We start from the raw sequence: 20,302 nt of genomic DNA, 5'->3' as shown, positions 1-20,302 counted from the left end.
ATGTAGCCCACACCCCAAACGGTTTTTATATATTTAGGATTTCTTGCCGGCTCTTTCATCTTTTCCCTGATTCTCGCAATATGAGTCATTACTGTGTTGTTGCTGTCCATGTATTTTTCCTTCCATACAGCTTCAAACAGTTCCTCTGAAGACACTACTTTGCCTTTGTTTTCGCACAAATACCACAATATATCAAATTCAATGGGAGTGAGAAATATTTCTTTTTTATTTAAATAACAGCTATGATTTTCTTTATTGATATGAAGTCCCCTAATATCATATTGATTATCCTCCTGATTTTCCAACCCATTATATCTGGTATACCTTCTAAGCTGAGTTTTAACCCTCGCCAAAAGTTCTAATGGATTGAAAGGCTTTGTGATGTAATCGTCTGCTCCAATTGTAAGTCCCGTTATTTTATCCATATCTTCTACCTTTGCCGTTAGCATAATGATAGGAAAGTAAAACTTTTCTCTTATTTTTCTGCAAAGTGAGAATCCGTCAATATCAGGAAGCATAACGTCTAAAATTGCCAAATCTATGTCATTATTAAGTATACAGTTAAGGGCATCTTCTCCATTATAAAACTTGTAAACCTGATATCCGTCATTTTCTAAATAAATTTCAACTAAATCAGCAATTTCTCTTTCATCATCTACAATAAGTATCTTGTTCATAGTTTTTATCTTCTTTCTGCTACTAATAAATAATCTCTCTTTGCTCCAAATGCTTTAGTAACAGCCCCTAATACCGTTCCAACTAAGACTGCTGCCACAACAGTTCCCATGCCAACTGACCCAAACGCCTTTAGCACAACTATACAGGATATAAGAGATACCGAAACCATAGATACATCAAATCCTATTTTAACTTTGTTAAAAGCAATATTGGAGTTTTCAGTTATTGCCTGCATAGCACCTTCCCCTGCTAAGGGTACAATATCTGCCAGCAAATAAAAGAATATTTCCACGGCAATGAATACCGCGCTGCCAAGCATTAATGCTATCCTGATAATCATATTATCAACATCCGGTAAAAATGAAAACAGGTAATTAGAAAATGTTGTAAAGTATCCAAATACAATTCCCACAAATACCTGCAATAAATTTTTTATTTTAAAATCTTTTCTTAAAATTATTATTTGAAGAACCACCAGTCCTACATGAAAAAGTATTGTTGCTTTTCCCATTTCCATTCCAGTAATACATGTTATGGTATAAGGTATTGAGCTGACCGGCGAAACTCCAAAATCAGATTTCACTGACATTGAAATTCCTAATGTCATAATAAACAATCCTATAAAATAAACCGGTAATCTGGTGATGTAATTTTCCTCTTTTAGTTTTTTCTTTAGTAATTCCTGCATTGTTTGCCTATTCTCCCTTCCATTTCTTCAGCTATTTCCATACATTTTGATATATCAATTCTAAACTCTTCACCAAAACTTTCGCGAAACACTTCATATATTATTTTCCCTAATATTTCCTGACCTTTTACAAATCTGTCCAATATTAATTGACATTCGTAATCATACTCATCTTGGGGTGCAAATCCCATCAAATGAATGGGGTCCCATTTTACAATAACCTCTTTTATGATATTAAACATAATTTTGCCTCCTGATTGTGAAATAAAATTATAAGCATTTTCGTTACTTACAACGTCATACTTTAAATATATTGTGCCTACATCCTTTTGTTGTCATCATAATATAAATGCTACCCTATTCGGTAGGCGGTTATCCTAATCCGTCCACATACCGGGCTAACCGCCTATCAATATCCCCTTTTTGTGTTTATGCCAGCATTAGCCCCAAAAGTCAACCAATTTTTTTGTATCGTCCTCTTCCTATAAACTCTATAATTCCATTATCCCTTAACATTTGTAATTGCTGTCTTATTTTTTCTTTTATATGATGGTTATCCGGATGTTTTCCCGCAAGAAACTCTTCAAATCTATACATCTGTTCCAAAGTAAAATTTTTATTTTCAATCATGTTAACACAATTTAGCACATCCAAAGTCCATCCCCTTGCATCCAACTTACTACCACGTAAAAATTCTGTTTTATGTACTTTTTCGATTATCTTTTCAATAGATACTTCCTTCTCATTTTGTACAATATAAATTCTTCCTTCTTCCGGGATTCTTCCCAATAAAATATTACATCCTGTCCAGCCTGCCCGTCTTGCTGTATCTGACAATGGCTTTCTCTTTTCTATTATGTCTGGCGAAAAAAAATATTTTGGTACCATAACAAAATTTTCAATCTGAAGATTGGTTTTGTTATAATGCATGAAGAAGAAATTAGGATTATTGACTGATGTAATCCTTTCAATCATTGTATTATATGCTCCATCATTTACCTTATTGCTAATAGATGTACCTTTGCTTTTTAACTCATATTCTTCCATACATGAAGGGCAAAAGAAATCAGCCACAGGTCTATTGTTTTCAAAATGAGATACATATGGATTACCACAGTAAGGACAAAACATATTTTTATCTACCCAATTTTCTGTCATAACTCTTATTTTTTGCGCATTACTTGAATAATTTTCTGCTTTTCTTCTATCCATTTGTAAATTCAAAACTATCACTCCAATACTGTTTGATATAATACGCTATTAAAACGTTCTCTTATTTTTTGTATATTTTCTTTCAATATTTCTACAAGTATACAGCTTCTTTTTTTATTCAAAGCAGCTACTCCTACAGCTCCGCTACCTGCAAATGAATCTAATACTATCTCACCTTCATAAGTAACATATTCCAATATTTGTTCACAAAGTTCTACCGGCAATTCACTCTGATGTATTTTATTTTTTCTGGCTACCGGCTGTACATCAAACATAGTAGGTAGCATTCCATTACATCCACTCATATAATGCTTTTTACCTGTTATATCGGACTTTTTTTTATCATATCGCATACTCCTGGCTTTCCCTTTGGAAAAAATCATTATGTCTTGCGTATTCTTTGCTTTTCTTCCGGTATTGCTTACAAATGTCCCCTTTTTCCAAGATACTTTAGAATAATAAACAAATCCGGCTTCTTTAGCATATTTCTTTATTTGATATAGATATTCGTAATTATTTTCGTTCTCCGCCGGTAATACTTCAACAAGAAAGCATCCATCTTTTAATACTCTGGCCTTTTCTTTAAAATCTTCTAATGTGTATCTAAAACAATCGTATAATGCAAAATTTCTTGTTCCACCTTTATTTGATTTTACATCTAGCCAAGGATGATCTGTGAATATACAATCAATGCTTCCATCCTTTAACATAGATAAATCTCTACCATTACCTTCTATTAGCACACACTGTTCATCTTTATTGTCAATAGTACAATATACACCCTTTGACACCCTTTCAAACTTAACACCTATTTTTTCATAAATACGTGCTCTAACGGTTTCCTGCGGCTTATCAGCATTTTGCTGATATGCTTCTTGTAATGAAAAACTTTCACAATTCTTAAAACAATTAAATATCTTTTCTGCTAATGTCATTTTGTATAACCTCCTTCGATTTTGGATCTTGATCCTATCATAGGAATTACACAAATAAAAGTACTAAATTTTATATTATAAAATTTTACATGCGTAACTCTGAAATAAGCTTGATTACACTTCGTTTCATCTCGCCCATTTCAGATTTCTATGGAATTATGAATATACAAAAATACCACCTGCAATTTGCAAGCAATCATTATCCTTTTGGGAGCATTTGTAGAACAAGAAAAACCCATAAATATGTGTTTTATGTTCGGCAATGTTGCATAGTGTTATATGCTGATGGCTTTCCACACGTTCCCATAACTACGCATCAGCCTAATGTTTATAACAGCAACATTATTCCATCAATCCTAATATATCCTGCTCACTCCAATACTCATTCGGATATATTGATAATTCTTCTTTATGTTTACGAATAATTCTTCTTGGGGTTTCAGTATTATCATAAACATGCATAATATCGCATATATTAAGTAATTCTTTTATATTATTAATTGATTTATAATATCTTTCAATAACTTTACTGCTATCAACATTATGTCCACCTGCTGCCACACGGGATTCTATTCTGGCAATATTAATTTGTGGGTCAACTGTCAACATAAATACACATTTTATAAAATATCCCTCTTCTTTTGCTTTTCTTAAAATGTTTAACTTATATTCAGATGACAAGACTGTTTCAAATGTAAAATCTTCTTTCTTGTCAATCGATTCATACCTCATCCTATCAACCATAAGAGCTGCTTTCATATTATCCATTCCTGTAGTTGCAACAACATCATCGGCATTAGTATATTTACCAACTTTATCGAAAAAAGTTGTTATTGTACTTTTTCCCGAGCCATTTGGTCCCGCTAATACAAGAATCATCGGTTTTCTATTTTGCATACTTTCTTTCTCCATTTGCATACTCAACATAAGCCCGCTTCTTTTCTTTATCGTAACCCGCTATAGGTTTTTTACAAATTTTTGCTTTATTTATTGCTGCCTTAACAGCCTCAACCGCTCTTTCATCCATTTCATTATCTGATTCTGTCAATGTACTTTTCTCTTCTTCTCTCGATACAACTTTTATAATTCTACCACTTTTAGTGCTTACAGTTGTCATATAAACATCCCTCCATTCTAATTAATATGAAAGTAACTTATTAATTACATTTAATCTTCAACTATTACAATATATTTTATCATAATTTATATAAAAAAACACCTTCGATCCGAATTTCTGAGGTGAAATAAACTTTTTTTCAGATTCCTATGGAATTATGAATATGCAAAAATATTGCTTGCGAATCTAAGAATCACAATGCAAAGAAAAAGCCCTTGAAGCCCCAAAACATCTGCGTAACTCTGAAATAAGTTCGATTACACTTCGTTCCATCTCGCCCATTTCAGATTCCTATGGAATTATGGACATCCCCCAATATTGCTTGCGAATCTAATAATGAGCCTCGAATCCGTTCGCTTCGCTCACTTCTTCTCGGTCATTCTTAGATTCTAATGAATCACAATGCAAAGAAAAAGCCCTTGAAGAATAAATTCTTCAGGGCTTTCCATTTGCATTGCGATTCGCAAGCAATCATTATCTCTTTGAAAACTGTGGTGCTCTTCTGGCTGCTTTGAGACCGTATTTCTTTCTTTCCTTCATTCTTGAATCTCTTGTTAAGAATCCGGCTTTCTTTAATACTGGTCTGTTTTCAGCGTCTGCCTGAACTAATGCTCTGGCGATACCATGTCTGATGGCACCAGCCTGTCCTGTATATCCACCACCATGTACATTTACAACAACATCAAACTTATCAGCTGCATCAATAGCTGCTAATGGCTGACGTACGATTACCTTTAATGTCTCAAGACCAAAGTAATCATCAATGTCTCTCTTGTTGATTGTTACATTTCCTTTACCAGGCATAACGTATACTCTAGCGATACTGCTTTTTCTTCTACCTGTTCCATAATACTTTTCTATAGCCATTATCATTTCCTCCTCTCAGTTAACTAAAATGTTAATTCTTCTGGTTTCTGAGCTACATGTGGATGCTCAGCACCAGCATAAACAAAAAGTTTCTTCATCATGCTTCTTCCTAAAGGTCCCTTTGGAAGCATGCCTTTAACTGCGAGTTCAATAACACTTTCAGGTTTCTTAGCAAGTTTTTCCTTAAGTGTAACTTCCTTCATACCACCAACGTAGTCTGAATGATGATAATAAACCTTCTGGTCTAACTTCTTTCCTGTAACCTTAATCTTGTCAGCGTTTGTAATAATTACATAGTCACCTGTATCAATATGAGGTGTGAACTGTGGTTTGTTCTTTCCTCTTAAGATTTTAGCAACTTCTGATGACAAACGTCCTAATGTATATCCTGTAGCATCAACTACATACCATTTTCTTTCAATATCTGCTGGACTAGCCATGTATGTTTTCATTGGTTTACCTCCTGAAATTTTGCTTATCTTTTAATATTTCTTTTATAAAACGCTCTATATCCATACCGGGGCTTTGGCTAAGACATAAAACAAACGTGCATAACACGTCACAATAGAACTTATTATATAATAAGTATTTTTTACTGTCAATTAATTTTTGTTGATTTTTTTAGTTTTTTTCAATAAAAAACTGTAGTTTCCTTATAATCAACCGAATTATATCATTAATCTACGCTGGATATTACCCAAACACCATTTTCTGTAGATGCTGAAACGGTAAATCCATCATAATAAAACATTCCATCATATTCACCGTCAACTAAGCAGCTCTTTGATTTGTCCATACTGTTGTACTGACCTATTGCAGCAACAAGCTGGTCTATTGTTTTTCCAACATAACTTTTAGCTGTAGCCTTAGCTTCTTCCGGACTAAGTGCTTTTGGTGCCTGTGTTTCCGTATTTTTCTTAACTTTCTTCTTTTTTACAACTTTCTTTGTAGGAGCCTCTGTTGTTTCCTCTGCCGTAGTCTCCTCCACTGTTGTTGCTTCTTCAGTTGTTACCTGTACTGTTGTTTCTGCTTTTGTTGTTTCATTATCTTTGCTATCTGAGCCACATGCAGTAATTGCAAATGCCATCATTGTAACTGTAGCAATCATTAAAATATTTTTTCTCATGTTCCATTTCCTCCACAATCATTCATTATACATTTATTTTATTTCTTGTAAACATCTTTTTGCGAAATTAATTATTTCTTAATCTATTCCTCAAGTTCCACTTCCACACCGCTGCCGGAAGTATAATATTCATTTCCCTTTTGAGAAATCACTTCCACATCATAACTTCCTGACGCAATTTCTGCCGTGTCAATATAAAGTCCAAAATGGTATCCATCTGCTTTTTCATTTTCATAGGATGCCGGGAATGCCTCAAAAGTATAAGAATTTTTATCATTGTACATTCTTACATATATATTTCCGTCATCGCTTAAATAGTTTTTGTCTACAGCACCTTTAAAGGGCAGATACTGGTTTTCACTGTCCACCATTTCAATAACAGACTTGCACTTATCCGTTGTCTGTACCGATAAGTTTTCAGTTCTAAGAGGCGCTGCCATATATGGAACTTCCTCAATAAGTGACGGAATATGTCTCTCAGTTATTTCAATAACAACTGCATCCGCATTATAATCATCCGCTAGATTTATATTATATGGCACAGCCTTTGAAAAATAACCATGGTTATATTCATCTGCCACAAAGGGTAACAAAGCATTTCCAAAAGAATCCCTGTACATCACAATAGACCCTTTTTTAGAATCCTCTTTAGTTTCAAGAGAAATATCCTCCACGTTATTTGTCTTTGAAAGATATTCATATGTATGCTTTTTTTCGTAAATTACATTTTCATCCTTTTTCTTCCCCTTTGGGAAAAGCATGCCATATAAATCTCCTGAGAAGTTCTTCTTAATAGTGTACTTTTCATTGCTGTAATCATAATGGCTCTTCCCTAAATTATCCAAAATCCAACCACAAGCCATAGCTGCACCCTCATTATTCCAATGAGTGTCTAATTTATGATAAACACGTTTATTTACATTTTTAAACATCTGCTGCAAATCAAGAGTGTTAACACCTAACTTTTCCATTTCAGCCTTTAACAGTGAATAATTGTTAACATCACTTATCTTTATGTATCTCGAAGGCATATACTCAGGATATAAGGCGTTTTTATCCGGTGCTGCTATAAACAAAAACTTTCTGTTATTGTTATTGGCATTTTCCTGAATCAGGGAAAGTACCTTTGCACAGGAATATATTTTTCTCTCTGACAATGTGTTTCTTCCAATATAATCATCTAATGTTTCACTGAAAAACAGCCAGCCGTCTTTGCCTACAATTACATTGTCATTATTAGATTCCTTAAACACATTACTTTTAATGACACCGTCAGCCTCAATTAATTCCTGCCTGAAGGCAAAATTATCTGCGAAAAAATCCGTTAATTCCGAAAAATAATCTCCATTTATATGCCCATCTTTCTTTAATTCCGGGAAACCCTGAACCTGACGTTTTTCCGCATTTAAATCCGTCTTGTAAAAAAACATGGCTACTGACGGAAGACAAATTATTATAAAAAATAAAATTATGAATATTTTCTTTTGCATTCCCATCACCACCTAAAATCTAAAATAAATAAACGGATTATATGTAGCCGTTGCCAAATTTATAACACATAGTAAAACAAGCAAAATGTCAAATGCATAAACAACTGTATTTATGGTGTATTTTGCTTTTACGCTTCTGCCATCTACATAGCTTAGCAGATTTTCCCTTACAGGATATGCAAAAGCCACAGCCAATATCAAAATAAATATGTAATAAGGACTTAATAATTCAGCTATGTAGCTTACAGAATTTATTCCAAATGTAAAGCCTGTAAACATTGTTTTAATCATTCCAAAGCCTTCAGCCACCGTGTCTGCCCTAAACATAACAAAAGCTACTGTTGCCACCAACCACACATATATATTTTTTATGACTTTGTTTTTTATTTTTATGCCCTTTCCTACAGTGTCCTCTAAAATATTTGCCACTCCATGTATCATTCCCCATACAAGGAAAGTCCAGTTAGCACCATGCCATATACCTGTAAGTGCAAAAACAATTAACTTATTTATTTCTGTGCGAAGTTTTCCTTTTCTGTTGCCCCCTAACGGAATGTACACATACTCCTTAAACCATGTAGAAAGGGATATGTGCCATCTGCGCCAAAATTCTTTTATGCTTTTTGAACAATATGGATGTTTAAAGTTTTCGCTAAATTCAAATCCAAATATTTTTGCCATTCCAATTGCCATATCAGAATAACCGCTGAAATCATAATAAATCTGTAAAGTATAGCTTATAGCTCCTACCCACGCCACAAAAAAGCCATAATCTCCTATGTTTAACTTAAATATGGCATCTGCTATATAACCTGCACCATTGGCTATAATTAGTTTTTTTGCAAGACCTCTTATAAACCGCTGAATGCCTGCAGCTGCCATATCTATACTTGATTTTCTGCTATTTATCTGTTTTGCTATTTCATTGTACCTTATAATAGGGCCCGCAATAAGCTGTGGGAAAAATGATACATACAAAACAAGGTTAAATAGATTTTTCTGCTCTAATTCAGGTTCCCTGTAAACATCAATTACATAAGACAAAGCCTGAAACGTGAAAAAAGAAATTCCAATAGGAAGGGCAATATTAGGATTCTTTATATTTATTCCATTTATGTGATTAAGATTTTCCACAATAAATCCGGTATATTTAAACACTCCCAAAACTCCTATATTGGCTATTACAGCTAATATAAGACAAATCTTTCTGCCCACCTGGTTTTCATTTTTTGAAAACACGCCAATAAGCCTTCCGAACATGTAGTTTACAGCAATAGAGGCCAGCATAAGTAAAATATACACCGGCTCTCCAAATGCGTAAAATATCAGGCTGGCTATAATTAACAGTGCATTCTTTGTCTTAATGCCCGGTGCACAAAAATACAATGCACACACTATCGGCAAAAAAACAAACAAAAATATCGCTGAACTAAATACCATACCGTACTCCTATTTTATATCTTTCTCTTATCTACTGCCCAGCATGAATAATTTTTATATGATAAGCCATAGTACTTTTCATAATCCTTTGCTCTGGCAAATAATGTATCATAAACTTTTCCGTTAAGTTCCATCCATGCATGTTCCGTGTCATGGGCAACATAAACTGTTTTATATCCGCTTTCATGTACCAGAAAAGCTAATGCTGCTGCTTCCGAAACACAACATCCATCTCCATTTTTAAAGATGTCATTGGCAAACGTTGATTCCCAGCCTTTTTGCTTATATATTTTGTTAAGGAAACGGTATCTCTTGTAAGGTGCCTTGGCAACCCAGTCAAAACATTTTCTCAACTTTACTTCCTTGCTGTCTGTAGCCTTGCAAATCTTATTTACCTTCAACCTTGCTGTAATCATTGTGTTAATTTTATCAATATTTAAATCTGTCTTTTCTGCCTTGCCCTTTTTATCCAGCTTAATTCCGTCCACCTTACGGTTTTTAAACATTTTTCCATTTACACGGCTGAAACAATAGTAATTTCCACGGCTTCTAAGCCATCCTAATGTCATTGTTCCGTCTTTTCCAAAGTGGTATGTTTTTCCCTTAATCTTTACAAAGCGTTTTTTCACATACTTTCCATTAACCTTATAATATGTATAACCGTTCTTTGTAACTAATTTTCCCTTCTTTTTTGCTGCCTTTTTCTTGGTATTCTTTGATACTGTAGTAGTTTTTTCAGACTTGCCATCCTTATTGTCTACTGTGGCTGCTGAGGTAACTGTTAATGTACCTATGCATAAAAACAATGCAACCAACATTAATACTTTGTGAATATGTAATACTCTTTTCATTTTCATTTTCTTTTCCCTTTCTCATTAAATGTGATGTAATTATGTCTTTTAATCATTGGTATACTAGCACTGCAACTATACAAAATCAACATTTTGTTTATTACATTTCTATTACAAAAATTAACAATCTATTCTTGGTATTCAATGCCTACTAAAGTAAGTCCTTTTGCCGGTGCTTTAGGCCCTGCCATGTACCTGTCTTTTGCCTCAATTATCTCCTTTACATGCTCTGGTGGATACACCTTGAGTCCCACTTTCATAAGGGTTCCCACTATTATTCTTACCATATTATAAAGAAAACCGTTTCCACTGATTTTAATTGCTATAATATCATTTTCTTTATTTATGTCTAATTCATAAATTGTTCTCACAGTGGTTTTCACCTGGCTTCCTGCAGAGCAAAAGCTGGCGAAATCATGTTCTCCAACTATATATCCGGCAGCTTCCTTCATCAACTCCACATCCAAAGGCATATATACGAAATGAGTATACAACCTTACCATAGGATTTGGAAATCTGCGGTTTAATATTTTATATTCATATGTTTTTTTACTGTTGCAATATCTTGGATGAAAATCAGTAGATACTTCTTCTGATTTCTGTATTCTAATATCCTCCGGAAGTCTCTGATTCAGTGCAAAACTGATTTTTTCAGGAGGTATTTTTGTTTCCGTATCAAAAACAGCCACATTTCCTATGGCGTGAACCCCTGAGTCAGTTCTGCTTGCACCAATTACCGCAATTTCTTCTCCAAGAAGTCTTGTTAATTCTCTATTTATTATTTCCTCCACCGTAATACCGTTAATCTGGGTCTGCCACCCGCAATAATTAGTTCCGTCGTAGGAAATTATCATTCTTACTCTTTTCATTAAAACCTGCTCTCTATATGAAATATGCAAACACTTTGTCTGCACCTATTACAACTACTATCATACATAAACTTAACGCGTATCCTATGGCATCCCGCTTAGCATATTTTAACGGTTTCATTTTCGTTCTGTTTCCTCCGTGATAGCACCTTGCTTCCATTGCCGTTGCCAAGTCAATGGCTCTTCTAAGGGATGATATAAACAATGGAATAAGTATAGGTATTAAACTTTTTGCTTTCTGCAAAATATTTCCCGTATCAAAACTTGCCCCTCTTGCCTTCTGGGCTTTTGTGATTTTGTCTGTTTCCTCCATAAGAGTTGGGATAAAACGCAATGCCAGTGACATTATCATGGCAATTTCGTGAACCGGAAATTTCACTACCTTAAGGAAACCAAATGCCTTTTCCAGCCCGTCTGACAGGTCATTAGGAGTCGTTGTAAGAGTCATTATGGAGGTACATATAATAAGGTATATAAGTCTCACGGAAATATATAGTGCCTTTATAAGTCCCTCTTTTGTTACGGTAAGAAATCCTATTTCCAACAGAATTTCGCCTTTTGTCATAAAAATATTTAATACCACACTAAAAAGCAGTATAAATAAAATTCCCCTGACTCCCTTCAACAGTTTCATAAATGGAATTTTTGAAGCTTTTATAACTGCTGCCATAAATATTGTAAATAATCCATAACCTGCAATTGTATTTATCTGAAAAAGTACAATTATACAAATCATCGTTCCTGCTAATTTGACTCTTGGGTCAAGTTTGTGAATTATTGAATTTTCGGGATAGTATTGTCCTATAGTAATATTTGCCATTTATCTTATCTCCCTAAACATTTAAGAATGTTTTCCTTTGCTTCTTCAAGATTAATAATATTTTCATCTACGTTGTATCCTGCTTTTTTTAATTCATGCATTACATAAGTTATTTGCGGGGCTGCCAGTCCCACCTTTTCAAGTTTCCTGTAATGGGCAAAAACCTTGTGAGGCACATCATCATACATTACCTCTCCGCCATTCATTACAATTATTCTGTCTGCATAATTTGCCACATCTTCCATGCTGTGGGACACCAGAACCACTCCTATTCCACGTTTTTCCCTTAAATCACTGATACATTGAAGAATTTTATCCCTGCCTTCCGGGTCTAATCCCGCAGTAGGTTCATCAAGAACTAATATTTCCGGATTCATTGCCAGTGTTCCTGCAATTGCCACTCTTCTTTTCTGTCCACCGGACATTTCAAAAGGTGATTTTTCGTACATTTCTTCGCCAATTCCCACCAGTTTCAGTGCCTCTTTAGCCCTAATCCGTGCATCCTCATTACTTAGTCCTTCGTTTTTCGGTCCAAAACAGACGTCCTTTAACACAGTAGCTTCAAACAACTGATGTTCCGGATACTGAAAAACCAAACCTACCTTGCACCTTAATTTTCGCAAATCAAAGTCCTTGTCAAATATATCTTTTCCATCATATAAAACTTTTCCTTCCGTAGGCTTTTCAAGGCCATTAAAATGCTGTATCAAAGTTGATTTTCCGGAGCCTGTGTGACCGATTATGGCCACAAATTCTCCTTTATTTATTTCCAAATCAACATTTTTTATGGCTGCAGTTTCCTGACTTGTTCCTTTTTCATATATATAACTTACATTTTCTAATTTAAGCGACATATTAATTATCTCTTTCCATCTTATTTATCTGTTCTAACAGCTGGTCTACAGTAAGTATTCCATCTTCTATGTCAAGACCGCTTTTCTTTAGCATATAACCTAATTCCGTAACCTGCGGCACCTCAAGTCCATATCCTTTTATTTCGTCCACCCGGGAAAAAATTTCTTTTGGAGTTCCCTGCATTGCCAACTTTCCCTTGTCCATAACAAAGATTTTATCTGCTTTAATTGCTTCATTCATATAATGAGTTATTAAAACAATGGTTATGCCTTTTTCCTTATTAAGCTGATGCAATGTTTTGATAACTTCTCTTCTTCCTACCGGATCAAGCATGGCAGTTGGTTCATCTAAAATAATGCATTTCGGTTCCATGGCTATTATTCCTGCAATTGCCACTCTCTGTTTTTGTCCACCGGAAAGCTTTAAGGGAGATTTGTGCCTGAATTTTGTCATTCCAACGGCACCTAATGCCTTCTCCACTCTTTTCCATATTTCCCCTGTGGGAACCGACATATTTTCCGGGCCAAAGGCAACATCCTCTTCCACCATGGTTGCCACTATCTGGTTATCAGGGTTCTGAAAAACCATTCCTGCCGTCTGTCTTATGTCCCACAAAAGCTTACCATCCCTTGTATCCATATCATCTACCCAGATAGTTCCGTCAGTGGGCATTAACAGGGCATTTATATGTTTAGCTAAAGAAGATTTTCCAGAGCCGTTATGACCTAATATTACAATAAACTGCCCCTGTTCAACATCAAGGGATACTCCGTCAATGGCCCTTACCGTCTCTGTTTCTTCATCAGCTGTTCTATATTCATGAATAAGATTCTTTATATTAATTATTTCCATTTTAGTCTCCGATTAAATTTTGCTACACCACCGCACTTATTTTATTCTATTTAGATTTTTTTTGCAACTTATATGCCAAATATTAGTTTAGACATTTGTAACTATTTATGGTATTTTATTGTGTGGAGGAATATTACAATGATTAATTCAATAAAAAACATAAGTATTAAGTTAAAAAAAATAATTATCACTAACAAGGTTATTATATTAATGACTCTTCCATTCTTTGCAATGGATATTTTTACTCGTGCTTTCGGTCTTAAAATTTCATATTTTCCGATTTACTATCCGGCTCCTAATATTTTCACTTTATTGTGGATTGTATTTTTTATGGGAATTGTCACTTCCTTAAAAGGAATTGCCGGTAAAATTCTTTACTGGATTTTTTTCATTTTGTCCTTTGGGATGTTTTTGACTAACACCATTTATTATTCCCTTACAGGATTTTATTTTAGTTTTAATCTTACTAAATTGGCTGATGAAGGAAGTTCTTATATATTAGATACTATTGTTCATACAAATCCAGTTATATACATATTTGCCGTAATTGTACTTGTATACACTATTATTGTGGCAAAAAAGTATAAGAAATATGATGAGTTTCGTTTAAAGAGGCTGCTTATTTTTGTGGTGGTTTTTGTTATACTTCATCTTTTAGCACCTCTTATGTTTGGTCACTCCAGTTCAGGGCTTAAGTGGAATAACTTTAAAAAGCCAAGAAGCGTGTACGAAAATTATAGTGACAGCAACAAAAGTATGAGAATATCAGGACTTTATGAATATTCCGTTAGAAACTTTTATTTTACTTTCCTTAAACCTAAGGATAAAATCAGCAAGGAAGATAGAAAGTTTTTAGATGACATATATAATGCAAAAACCGAAGATGAAACTAATTCATATACCGGTCTTTTCAAGGACAAGAACGTGATTTTTCTCCAGTTAGAAGGAATGGATACATGGCTTTTAAGCAAAGAAAATACACCTAACCTTTATAATTTGCTTAATCACTCCATTAATTTCACGGATCATTATTCCATATATACCGGTGGTGGTTCTACCTTCAATTCAGAATTTGCAGTTAATGCGGGATTTACCACCCCAATATCTTATACTGAAAATGTATATACTTTTAACACTAATACCTTTGACAATTCCATGGCAAGGTTGTTTAAAAAGGCCGGTTACAGTGTTAATGCTTTCCATATGAATTCGGCAGATTTTTATTCCCGTGGCATTAACTACAAAAGCTGGGGATACGATAACTACTATGGTTTAAAGGATATTGCCAAGTATAATAATTTAGATTATGAGTTAGACAGGGAATTGATTCTTAACAAAACATTTTACAATAAGATGTTTAAGCAAAAGGGAAAATTTGTGGATTATATTATTTCTTATTCTCCTCATACACCTTTTACAACCTCCAAAGAGGTGGGAAAGCTTATTGCCGAAAAAAAATACGGTGTAGGTAATGTTCCCGATTTGTCGGAAGAGGAAACTGCCAAATTAATGGTGGGAGAAACAGATTATATGGTAGGTCTTTTAATTCAGGCGTTAAAGGATAATAACCTATACGATAATACAGTTATTGTTGCGTATGCAGACCACTATCTTTACACAATTAATGATAAGTCAGTTCTTGATAAATATAAGGAAACTGACAACAATCTTATTAATCATACACCATTCTTTATATGGAGTAGTGATGTTAAACCAACCGATGTTAATAAGGTTACAATGCAGATGAATATTCTTCCTACTGTGCTTAACCTGTTTGGAATCAAATATAACAGCAATAATTATATTGGAAAGAATGCTTTGGCAGATAATTACCACGGTTTTGCCTTTTTCAGCGATTATTCATGGTATGACGGAAAAGTCTACGTTGAAGATGGAAAAGTCACTAACGGTGGCAAAATCAGTCAAAAGGAGTTAGAAAAAATGAGTATTTTGGTAAACGATACCATTAAGAAAAATGATTTAACCTTGAAATATGATTATTTCAGAAAATAATTTTTAATTTATAAAATAAGCTACAGCTTAAGTGTTGCCTTAAACTGTAGCTTATTTTTTATCCTACCTGCTCTTCTATATCTTCAATTGTAATCTTGCTGTTGTGGGGAATTGGCTTCCACTCAACCTTTTTAAACAATGCTACATACTGGGTATATCTTTGTATAATATCAAAAGTAGGCCAGGTAAATACATAAAGTACCTTTCGCCATATGCTAAACTTCGGTATTCTTCTATGCTCAATTATAAACAGATAAACAGCTACCCATATATTCACAAAATATCTTCCTATTCTATAGAATAATCTTATCCATATTGCCAGTAAAATGCTGAAAAAATAAGCTTTTACTCCCGAGTCTAGGGCTACAGTGGTATTACCTGTAAAGTGTCTCACAATGGCAGATAAATATGTATCATTGCTAAAGACGTACATTGTAGCTCCTGTATTCCACGCAACAAAAGGATCAATTATTAACTTCAGTAAAATCCACTTGGCTGCATAGACAATATTTTTAGGAAGAAGTTGTGCAAAAGTATCAAAGGACATAAATCTATGCCTTATGGTTCTTATTAAATAGCTGTACCATTTATCATCTTCATAGTGCTTTGTGTTTTTATCTATGAATATATTCTTAAACAAACCCCATCCGCTTTCAGCAAATGCCTGAAGATGCCCCTTAGACCAACGTAACCTTTGTCTCAACGCTACCTTTAAACTAACAGGTTGTTCATCATAGAAAATTGCATCATCATTGTAGGATATTTCATATCCCTCCACAACACAATCTGCTGTTAATGCCCTATCTTCCGTAAGGGATGTATATTTCCATCCGTCTTTTACTATTTCATTGGAAAACAGAAAACCGGTTCCCTGAATGTTAGTTGCTAAGTGAAGAAGAGAACGGGCTCTATGCCTGTATCGTATTGACCGTAACCAATGAATGGCATATGTGGATGCTATCCAGCTTTCCGTCCAGTTCTTTGTGCTTCTATATGATGTGATTATCTTCTCTCCTGCATCAAAGGAATCATTCATTCTTGAAATATAATCTTTTTTCAGCAAATTGTCTGAGTCAAATATAAAATACCCTTCAAAGGACTCTATGCCATAATCTCTTTGTATTTGTTCAAAAAGATACTTAAGGGCAAATCCTTTGGTTCTCTCTTCAGGATTAAAATGCTCATAGCATATGGCTCCCTTTTCTCTTGCCACCTTTGCTGTATTATCAGTGCAGTTATCTGCCACAACGAATATGGTTATTAGTTCCTGGGGATAGTCCTGCTTTCTTATACTGTTAATAAGATTTGCAATAACCGGTTCCTCATTTCTGGCAGGAATAAGCACTGCATATTTGTGCTGCTTCTTTGCCGGTTTAAATTTTCTGGTGGCAAACAAACCAATAAGCATATATGGTTTATCCTGTATTACAAGAATTCCCATAAATATTCCTACTACATAGCAAATCGCCAACACCGGCGACTTTATATTACACATAAAATCAACGATTCTGTCTATTATAGTCATTGACATAATCCACATGATTCTTTCCTCTCTATTCTGTAAAATCTATTACACTATACTAAGTTATATTAAAAAAAGCAAGTGGGAATGTTTTCATTTATGCACTATGTAAAACAGGCTTTTACTTTATTTCTCTATATTACTTGCCACAATAAGTGGTGCGTTCTCCCCTTGTGTACTGTTTGCTATGTAATTATTATATTCCTTTTCATCTAATATCACATTTCCTAAAATATAATCCTGGGATATCTCATTTCCTTCTGAATGGGTTATTTTATAAAAATACTTATATGTCTTTCCGTTACAAACATACTCATCCCCATATCTCTCAACACTTATTTTATTTATACCTGTGTCATCTTTTGAGGATTTGTTTATTATAGTTATTTCCTTTGCAGCCTTATTGTCAATAAATGCATCAATACTGTCACCTCGTTCTTTCTATACCATTTCTATAGTATTCTTTTCTTTTAACTTTGTCAAATACAAAAAATAACAAATCTTCACGGTTTTCAAAGAACCATGCCCCCGCTCTTGTATAGTGCCGTTTATTTTTACTGTTAAACAAAAATAAACAGCCAACTATGTATAACATAATCGACTGTTTGTTTTATTTAATGCGAGCTTAACACTCAATATATTGCTATTATACTAATTCAAGTAATACTTCCATAGCAGCATCACCTTTACGCTGGCCAATCTTAACGATTCTTGTATAGCCACCCTTACGGTCTGCGTACTTAGGAGCAATCTCGTCAAATAACTTCTTAGTTAAATCAACTTTCTTTGCTTCATTCTTCTTGCCAGTTTTGTCTGTTACTGTGTAAAGAACCTTGTTCATCTGGCGTCTAGCATGAAGACGTGAAGGCTGGTCTTTCTTGATAGTCTTCTTTACTTCATCGTAAACTGTTACTTTCTTGCCATCAACTACTTCTTTAACTCTCTTGCCATCTTTATCTTTACGAGCAACTTTAGCTGTAACTTCAACTTCATCAAAGTTATCTTTTTCTTTTACAGCTAATGCAATAAGACCTTCAGCAACCTTGCTAATTTCTTTAGCTCTTGCTTCAGTTGTAACTATTTTGCCGTTATTTAAAAGACTTGTAACCTGACCTCTTATTAAAGCCTTTCTCTGACTTGAAGTTCTTCCAAGTTTTCTATAACCTGCCATTTTCTTACCTCCTGTTTTGTATTGTCACCATTGCTTAATAGTGGCAAATCGTCGGTGGGATATGTATATACCCTGCACCTCCTCTAACAAACTCATGTCTATTAGTTCTCGTCGCCTGGTTTCAATGCAAGGCCGAGTTCTTTTAACTTAGCAAGTACTTCTTCTAATGACTTACGTCCAAGGTTTCTTACCTTCATCATATCATCAGAAGTCTTATTTACTAATTCCTCAACTGTATTGATACCTGCTCTCTTCAAACAATTGTATGAACGAACTGATAACTCTAATTCATCGATGTTCATCTCTAACACTTTATCAATTTCATCATCGACCGGTTCTGCTATAACTTCAATATCCTTTGAAGTATCAGAAAGATCAATAAATAACTTTAAGTGTTCGCAAAGAACTTTTGATGCCAAACTAACAGCTTCATCAGTATCTAATGTTCCATTAGTATAAACATCTAATGTAAGCTTATCAAAGTCTGTAACCTGACCTACACGAGTGTTTTCAACTGACATATTAACTCTCTCTACCGGAGTGTAAATTGAGTCTACAGCGATAACACCGATTGGAAGATTATCATTCTTATTTTTCTCTGAACTTACATAACCTCTACCCTTAGTAATGATTAATTCCATACTAAGTTTGCTATCTGCACCACCACTAAGTGTTGCAATAACTAAATCCGGGTTTAAGATTTCAATATCAGAATCTGTCTGGATATCAGCTGCTGTTACGACCTGGTCTCCAGTTACATCAATATGAGCAATCTTCGGTTCATCTGTTGTACTGTTGTTTTTAATCTCAAGCTGTTTAATGTTCATTACGATTTCCGTAACGTCTTCTTTTACTCCAGGTACTGAACTGAATTCATGAAGAACTCCGTCAATCTTAATCTGGCTTACAGCTGAGCCTGGTAATGATGAAAGCATAATTCTTCTTAATGCATTACCAAGTGTTGTACCATATCCTCTTTCAAGAGGTTCAACTACAAACTTACCATATCTTCCATCATCTGATTTTTCTACTATAATATTTGGTTTCTCAAAATCGAACACTAATTAGCCCCTCCTTTATTGGGAATTGCTTAAGCCTACTGGGAACAATCTTAATAAAATATATGAATATATTATTTAGAATATAATTCGACAATAAGCATCTCATCTACAGGTACATCAATCTCTTCTCTCTTTGGAAGTTCCTTGATTTCACCTTTAAGATTATCCTGGTCTACTTCAACCCATGCTGGGACTGTTCTTCCACCAGTAACTTCGATGATATCTTTATATCTCTGTGAACCTTTGCAGTTCTCTTTGATTTCAATAACATCACCAACTTTGATTAAGTAAGAAGGAATATTTACCTGCTTTCCATTAACCAAAACATGCTTGTGATCTACGATCTGTCTTGCTTCTTTTCTTGTTCTTGCAAATCCCATACGGAATACTACATTGTCAAGTCTTGTTTCAAGCATGATCATAAGATTTTCACCTGTCTGTCCAGGTTTCTTCTGTGCCTTCTGATAGTAATTTCTGAAAGGCTTTTCTAATACACCATAAATGAATTTAGCTTTCTGCTTTTCTCTAAGCTGAAGACCATATTCACTCATCTTTCTGCTTGATCTGTTTAAATTTCTATTTGATTTCTTGTCTATTCCTAAATAAATCGGATCTAAACCAAGTGATCTACATCTTTTAAGAACAGGAACTCTATTTACTGCCATCTTTTCCCTCCTAAATTAGACTCTTCTACGTTTTGGTGGGCGACATCCATTGTGTGGTACTGGAGTTACG

At 34.4% G+C, this 20,302-nt stretch carries 22 protein-coding genes; 1 reads left to right on the top strand and 21 read right to left on the bottom strand.

Annotated features, from left to right (window positions below):
• From vanR to Q5O73_RS05605, 17 genes are all read right to left on the bottom strand, one after another.
• Positions 1-677, bottom strand: a 677-nt coding sequence (gene vanR, locus Q5O73_RS05685; RefSeq protein ID WP_302669230.1) for a VanR-ABDEGLN family response regulator transcription factor, incomplete at its 3' end; no start/stop codon positions are given.
• 5 nt (positions 678-682) lie between these two features.
• Entirely contained in the window at positions 683-1,366 is a 684-nt protein-coding gene (locus Q5O73_RS05680; RefSeq protein WP_021952733.1) for a YitT family protein, read from the bottom strand.
• Positions 1,351-1,608, bottom strand: coding sequence for a DUF1871 family protein (locus Q5O73_RS05675; RefSeq protein WP_302669229.1), 258 nt, complete (start codon positions 1,606-1,608; stop codon positions 1,351-1,353). The genes Q5O73_RS05680 and Q5O73_RS05675 overlap by 16 nt, the downstream gene beginning before the upstream one ends.
• A 211-nt stretch (positions 1,609-1,819) precedes the next feature.
• A complete protein-coding gene (locus Q5O73_RS05670) occupies positions 1,820-2,578 on the bottom strand; it encodes a DpnI domain-containing protein (RefSeq protein WP_186840029.1) in 759 nt (252 codons plus the stop codon).
• 17 nt (positions 2,579-2,595) lie between these two features.
• Complete coding sequence (locus Q5O73_RS05665; protein ID WP_021952736.1) at positions 2,596-3,513, bottom strand: site-specific DNA-methyltransferase; 918 nt, start codon at positions 3,511-3,513, stop codon at positions 2,596-2,598.
• A gap of 342 nt (positions 3,514-3,855) precedes the next feature.
• The gene (locus Q5O73_RS05660) at positions 3,856-4,410 is read right to left on the bottom strand and encodes a zeta toxin family protein (RefSeq protein WP_302669228.1); all 555 of its coding nucleotides are present in this window, start codon (positions 4,408-4,410) and stop codon (positions 3,856-3,858) included.
• On the bottom strand, positions 4,400-4,630 hold the full coding sequence (locus tag Q5O73_RS05655; protein ID WP_021952738.1) for a hypothetical protein: 231 nt from the start codon (positions 4,628-4,630) through the stop codon (positions 4,400-4,402). Before Q5O73_RS05655 ends, Q5O73_RS05660 begins: the two co-directional genes overlap by 11 nt.
• Positions 4,631-5,104: 474 nt before the next feature.
• Positions 5,105-5,497, bottom strand: a complete 393-nt coding sequence (gene rpsI, locus Q5O73_RS05650) for a 30S ribosomal protein S9 (protein ID WP_118588747.1) — start codon at positions 5,495-5,497, stop codon at positions 5,105-5,107.
• A gap of 23 nt (positions 5,498-5,520) precedes the next feature.
• Entirely contained in the window at positions 5,521-5,949 is a 429-nt protein-coding gene (gene rplM, locus Q5O73_RS05645; protein WP_302669227.1) for a 50S ribosomal protein L13, read from the bottom strand.
• A gap of 224 nt (positions 5,950-6,173) precedes the next feature.
• Positions 6,174-6,623 (bottom strand): hypothetical protein, encoded by a 450-nt coding sequence (locus tag Q5O73_RS05640; RefSeq protein ID WP_021952741.1) that lies wholly within the window; start codon positions 6,621-6,623, stop codon positions 6,174-6,176.
• Positions 6,624-6,706: 83 nt separating this feature from the next.
• Entirely contained in the window at positions 6,707-8,113 is a 1,407-nt protein-coding gene (locus Q5O73_RS05635) for a hypothetical protein (RefSeq protein WP_302628822.1), read from the bottom strand.
• A 12-nt stretch (positions 8,114-8,125) separates the two neighbouring features.
• Positions 8,126-9,553 (bottom strand): MBOAT family protein, encoded by a 1,428-nt coding sequence (locus Q5O73_RS05630; RefSeq protein ID WP_302669226.1) that lies wholly within the window; start codon positions 9,551-9,553, stop codon positions 8,126-8,128.
• Positions 9,554-9,567: 14 nt separating this feature from the next.
• A complete protein-coding gene (locus Q5O73_RS05625; protein WP_021952744.1) occupies positions 9,568-10,404 on the bottom strand; it encodes a hypothetical protein in 837 nt (278 codons plus the stop codon).
• A 128-nt stretch (positions 10,405-10,532) separates the two neighbouring features.
• Positions 10,533-11,273 (bottom strand): tRNA pseudouridine(38-40) synthase TruA, encoded by a 741-nt coding sequence (truA, locus tag Q5O73_RS05620; protein WP_021952745.1) that lies wholly within the window; start codon positions 11,271-11,273, stop codon positions 10,533-10,535.
• A 13-nt stretch (positions 11,274-11,286) separates the two neighbouring features.
• A complete protein-coding gene (locus tag Q5O73_RS05615; RefSeq protein WP_118588744.1) occupies positions 11,287-12,093 on the bottom strand; it encodes an energy-coupling factor transporter transmembrane protein EcfT in 807 nt (268 codons plus the stop codon).
• A gap of 5 nt (positions 12,094-12,098) precedes the next feature.
• Positions 12,099-12,947 carry an energy-coupling factor transporter ATPase gene (locus Q5O73_RS05610; protein WP_021952747.1) on the bottom strand — a complete coding sequence of 283 codons (849 nt, stop codon included), beginning with the start codon at positions 12,945-12,947 and terminating at the stop codon, positions 12,099-12,101.
• Between the two features lies 1 nt (position 12,948).
• Positions 12,949-13,800, bottom strand: a complete 852-nt coding sequence (locus tag Q5O73_RS05605; RefSeq protein WP_021952748.1) for an energy-coupling factor transporter ATPase — start codon at positions 13,798-13,800, stop codon at positions 12,949-12,951.
• Positions 13,801-13,938: 138 nt separating this feature from the next.
• On the opposite strand from Q5O73_RS05605, the gene Q5O73_RS05600 reads away from it, so the two are divergent.
• Positions 13,939-15,813 (top strand): LTA synthase family protein, encoded by a 1,875-nt coding sequence (locus Q5O73_RS05600; RefSeq protein ID WP_302669225.1) that lies wholly within the window; start codon positions 13,939-13,941, stop codon positions 15,811-15,813.
• Positions 15,814-15,871: 58 nt separating this feature from the next.
• Here Q5O73_RS05600 and Q5O73_RS05595 read toward each other — a convergent pair whose 3' ends face one another.
• From Q5O73_RS05595 to rpsD, 4 genes are all read right to left on the bottom strand, one after another.
• Positions 15,872-17,353: a glycosyltransferase family 2 protein gene (locus tag Q5O73_RS05595; RefSeq protein WP_021952750.1), complete on the bottom strand. Its 1,482-nt coding sequence runs from the start codon at positions 17,351-17,353 to the stop codon at positions 15,872-15,874.
• Positions 17,354-17,981: 628 nt separating this feature from the next.
• Positions 17,982-18,506 carry a bL17 family ribosomal protein gene (locus tag Q5O73_RS05590; RefSeq protein WP_021952751.1) on the bottom strand — a complete coding sequence of 175 codons (525 nt, stop codon included), beginning with the start codon at positions 18,504-18,506 and terminating at the stop codon, positions 17,982-17,984.
• Positions 18,507-18,607: 101 nt separating this feature from the next.
• Positions 18,608-19,567, bottom strand: coding sequence for a DNA-directed RNA polymerase subunit alpha (locus Q5O73_RS05585; RefSeq protein WP_021952752.1), 960 nt, complete (start codon positions 19,565-19,567; stop codon positions 18,608-18,610).
• Positions 19,568-19,638: 71 nt separating this feature from the next.
• Positions 19,639-20,232, bottom strand: a complete 594-nt coding sequence (rpsD, locus tag Q5O73_RS05580; protein WP_021952753.1) for a 30S ribosomal protein S4 — start codon at positions 20,230-20,232, stop codon at positions 19,639-19,641.
• Between the last annotated feature and the right edge of the window lie 70 nt (positions 20,233-20,302).

Source organism: Eubacterium sp. AF15-50 (genome assembly GCF_934835595.1).
GTDB lineage: Bacteria > Bacillota > Clostridia > Lachnospirales > Lachnospiraceae > Eubacterium_G > Eubacterium_G segne.
The sequence above is the reverse complement of the archived record's forward strand: the minus strand, read 5'-3'. Positions and strand labels throughout refer to the sequence as shown.

Excerpts from the sequence above, each read along its gene's own strand:
- Q5O73_RS05675 (WP_302669229.1), bottom strand. The coding sequence starts at position 1,608 with ATGTTTAATATCATAAAAGAGGTTATTGTAAAATGGGACCCCATTCAT.
- truA (WP_021952745.1), bottom strand. The coding sequence starts at position 11,273 with ATGAAAAGAGTAAGAATGATAATTTCCTACGACGGAACTAATTATTGC.
- Q5O73_RS05625 (WP_021952744.1), bottom strand. The coding sequence starts at position 10,404 with ATGAAAAGAGTATTACATATTCACAAAGTATTAATGTTGGTTGCATTG.
- Q5O73_RS05615 (WP_118588744.1), bottom strand. The coding sequence starts at position 12,093 with ATGGCAAATATTACTATAGGACAATACTATCCCGAAAATTCAATAATT.
- rpsD (WP_021952753.1), bottom strand. The coding sequence starts at position 20,232 with ATGGCAGTAAATAGAGTTCCTGTTCTTAAAAGATGTAGATCACTTGGT.
- Q5O73_RS05595 (WP_021952750.1), bottom strand. The coding sequence starts at position 17,353 with ATGTGGATTATGTCAATGACTATAATAGACAGAATCGTTGATTTTATG.
- Q5O73_RS05680 (WP_021952733.1), bottom strand. The coding sequence starts at position 1,366 with ATGCAGGAATTACTAAAGAAAAAACTAAAAGAGGAAAATTACATCACC.
- Q5O73_RS05630 (WP_302669226.1), bottom strand. The coding sequence starts at position 9,553 with ATGGTATTTAGTTCAGCGATATTTTTGTTTGTTTTTTTGCCGATAGTG.
- Q5O73_RS05665 (WP_021952736.1), bottom strand. The coding sequence starts at position 3,513 with ATGACATTAGCAGAAAAGATATTTAATTGTTTTAAGAATTGTGAAAGT.
- Q5O73_RS05600 (WP_302669225.1), top strand. The coding sequence starts at position 13,939 with ATGATTAATTCAATAAAAAACATAAGTATTAAGTTAAAAAAAATAATT.
- Q5O73_RS05605 (WP_021952748.1), bottom strand. The coding sequence starts at position 13,800 with ATGGAAATAATTAATATAAAGAATCTTATTCATGAATATAGAACAGCT.
- rpsI (WP_118588747.1), bottom strand. The coding sequence starts at position 5,497 with ATGGCTATAGAAAAGTATTATGGAACAGGTAGAAGAAAAAGCAGTATC.
- Q5O73_RS05590 (WP_021952751.1), bottom strand. The coding sequence starts at position 18,506 with ATGGCAGGTTATAGAAAACTTGGAAGAACTTCAAGTCAGAGAAAGGCT.
- Q5O73_RS05610 (WP_021952747.1), bottom strand. The coding sequence starts at position 12,947 with ATGTCGCTTAAATTAGAAAATGTAAGTTATATATATGAAAAAGGAACA.
- Q5O73_RS05655 (WP_021952738.1), bottom strand. The coding sequence starts at position 4,630 with ATGACAACTGTAAGCACTAAAAGTGGTAGAATTATAAAAGTTGTATCG.
- rplM (WP_302669227.1), bottom strand. The coding sequence starts at position 5,949 with ATGAAAACATACATGGCTAGTCCAGCAGATATTGAAAGAAAATGGTAT.
- Q5O73_RS05640 (WP_021952741.1), bottom strand. The coding sequence starts at position 6,623 with ATGAGAAAAAATATTTTAATGATTGCTACAGTTACAATGATGGCATTT.
- Q5O73_RS05660 (WP_302669228.1), bottom strand. The coding sequence starts at position 4,410 with ATGCAAAATAGAAAACCGATGATTCTTGTATTAGCGGGACCAAATGGC.
- Q5O73_RS05670 (WP_186840029.1), bottom strand. The coding sequence starts at position 2,578 with ATGGATAGAAGAAAAGCAGAAAATTATTCAAGTAATGCGCAAAAAATA.
- Q5O73_RS05635 (WP_302628822.1), bottom strand. The coding sequence starts at position 8,113 with ATGCAAAAGAAAATATTCATAATTTTATTTTTTATAATAATTTGTCTT.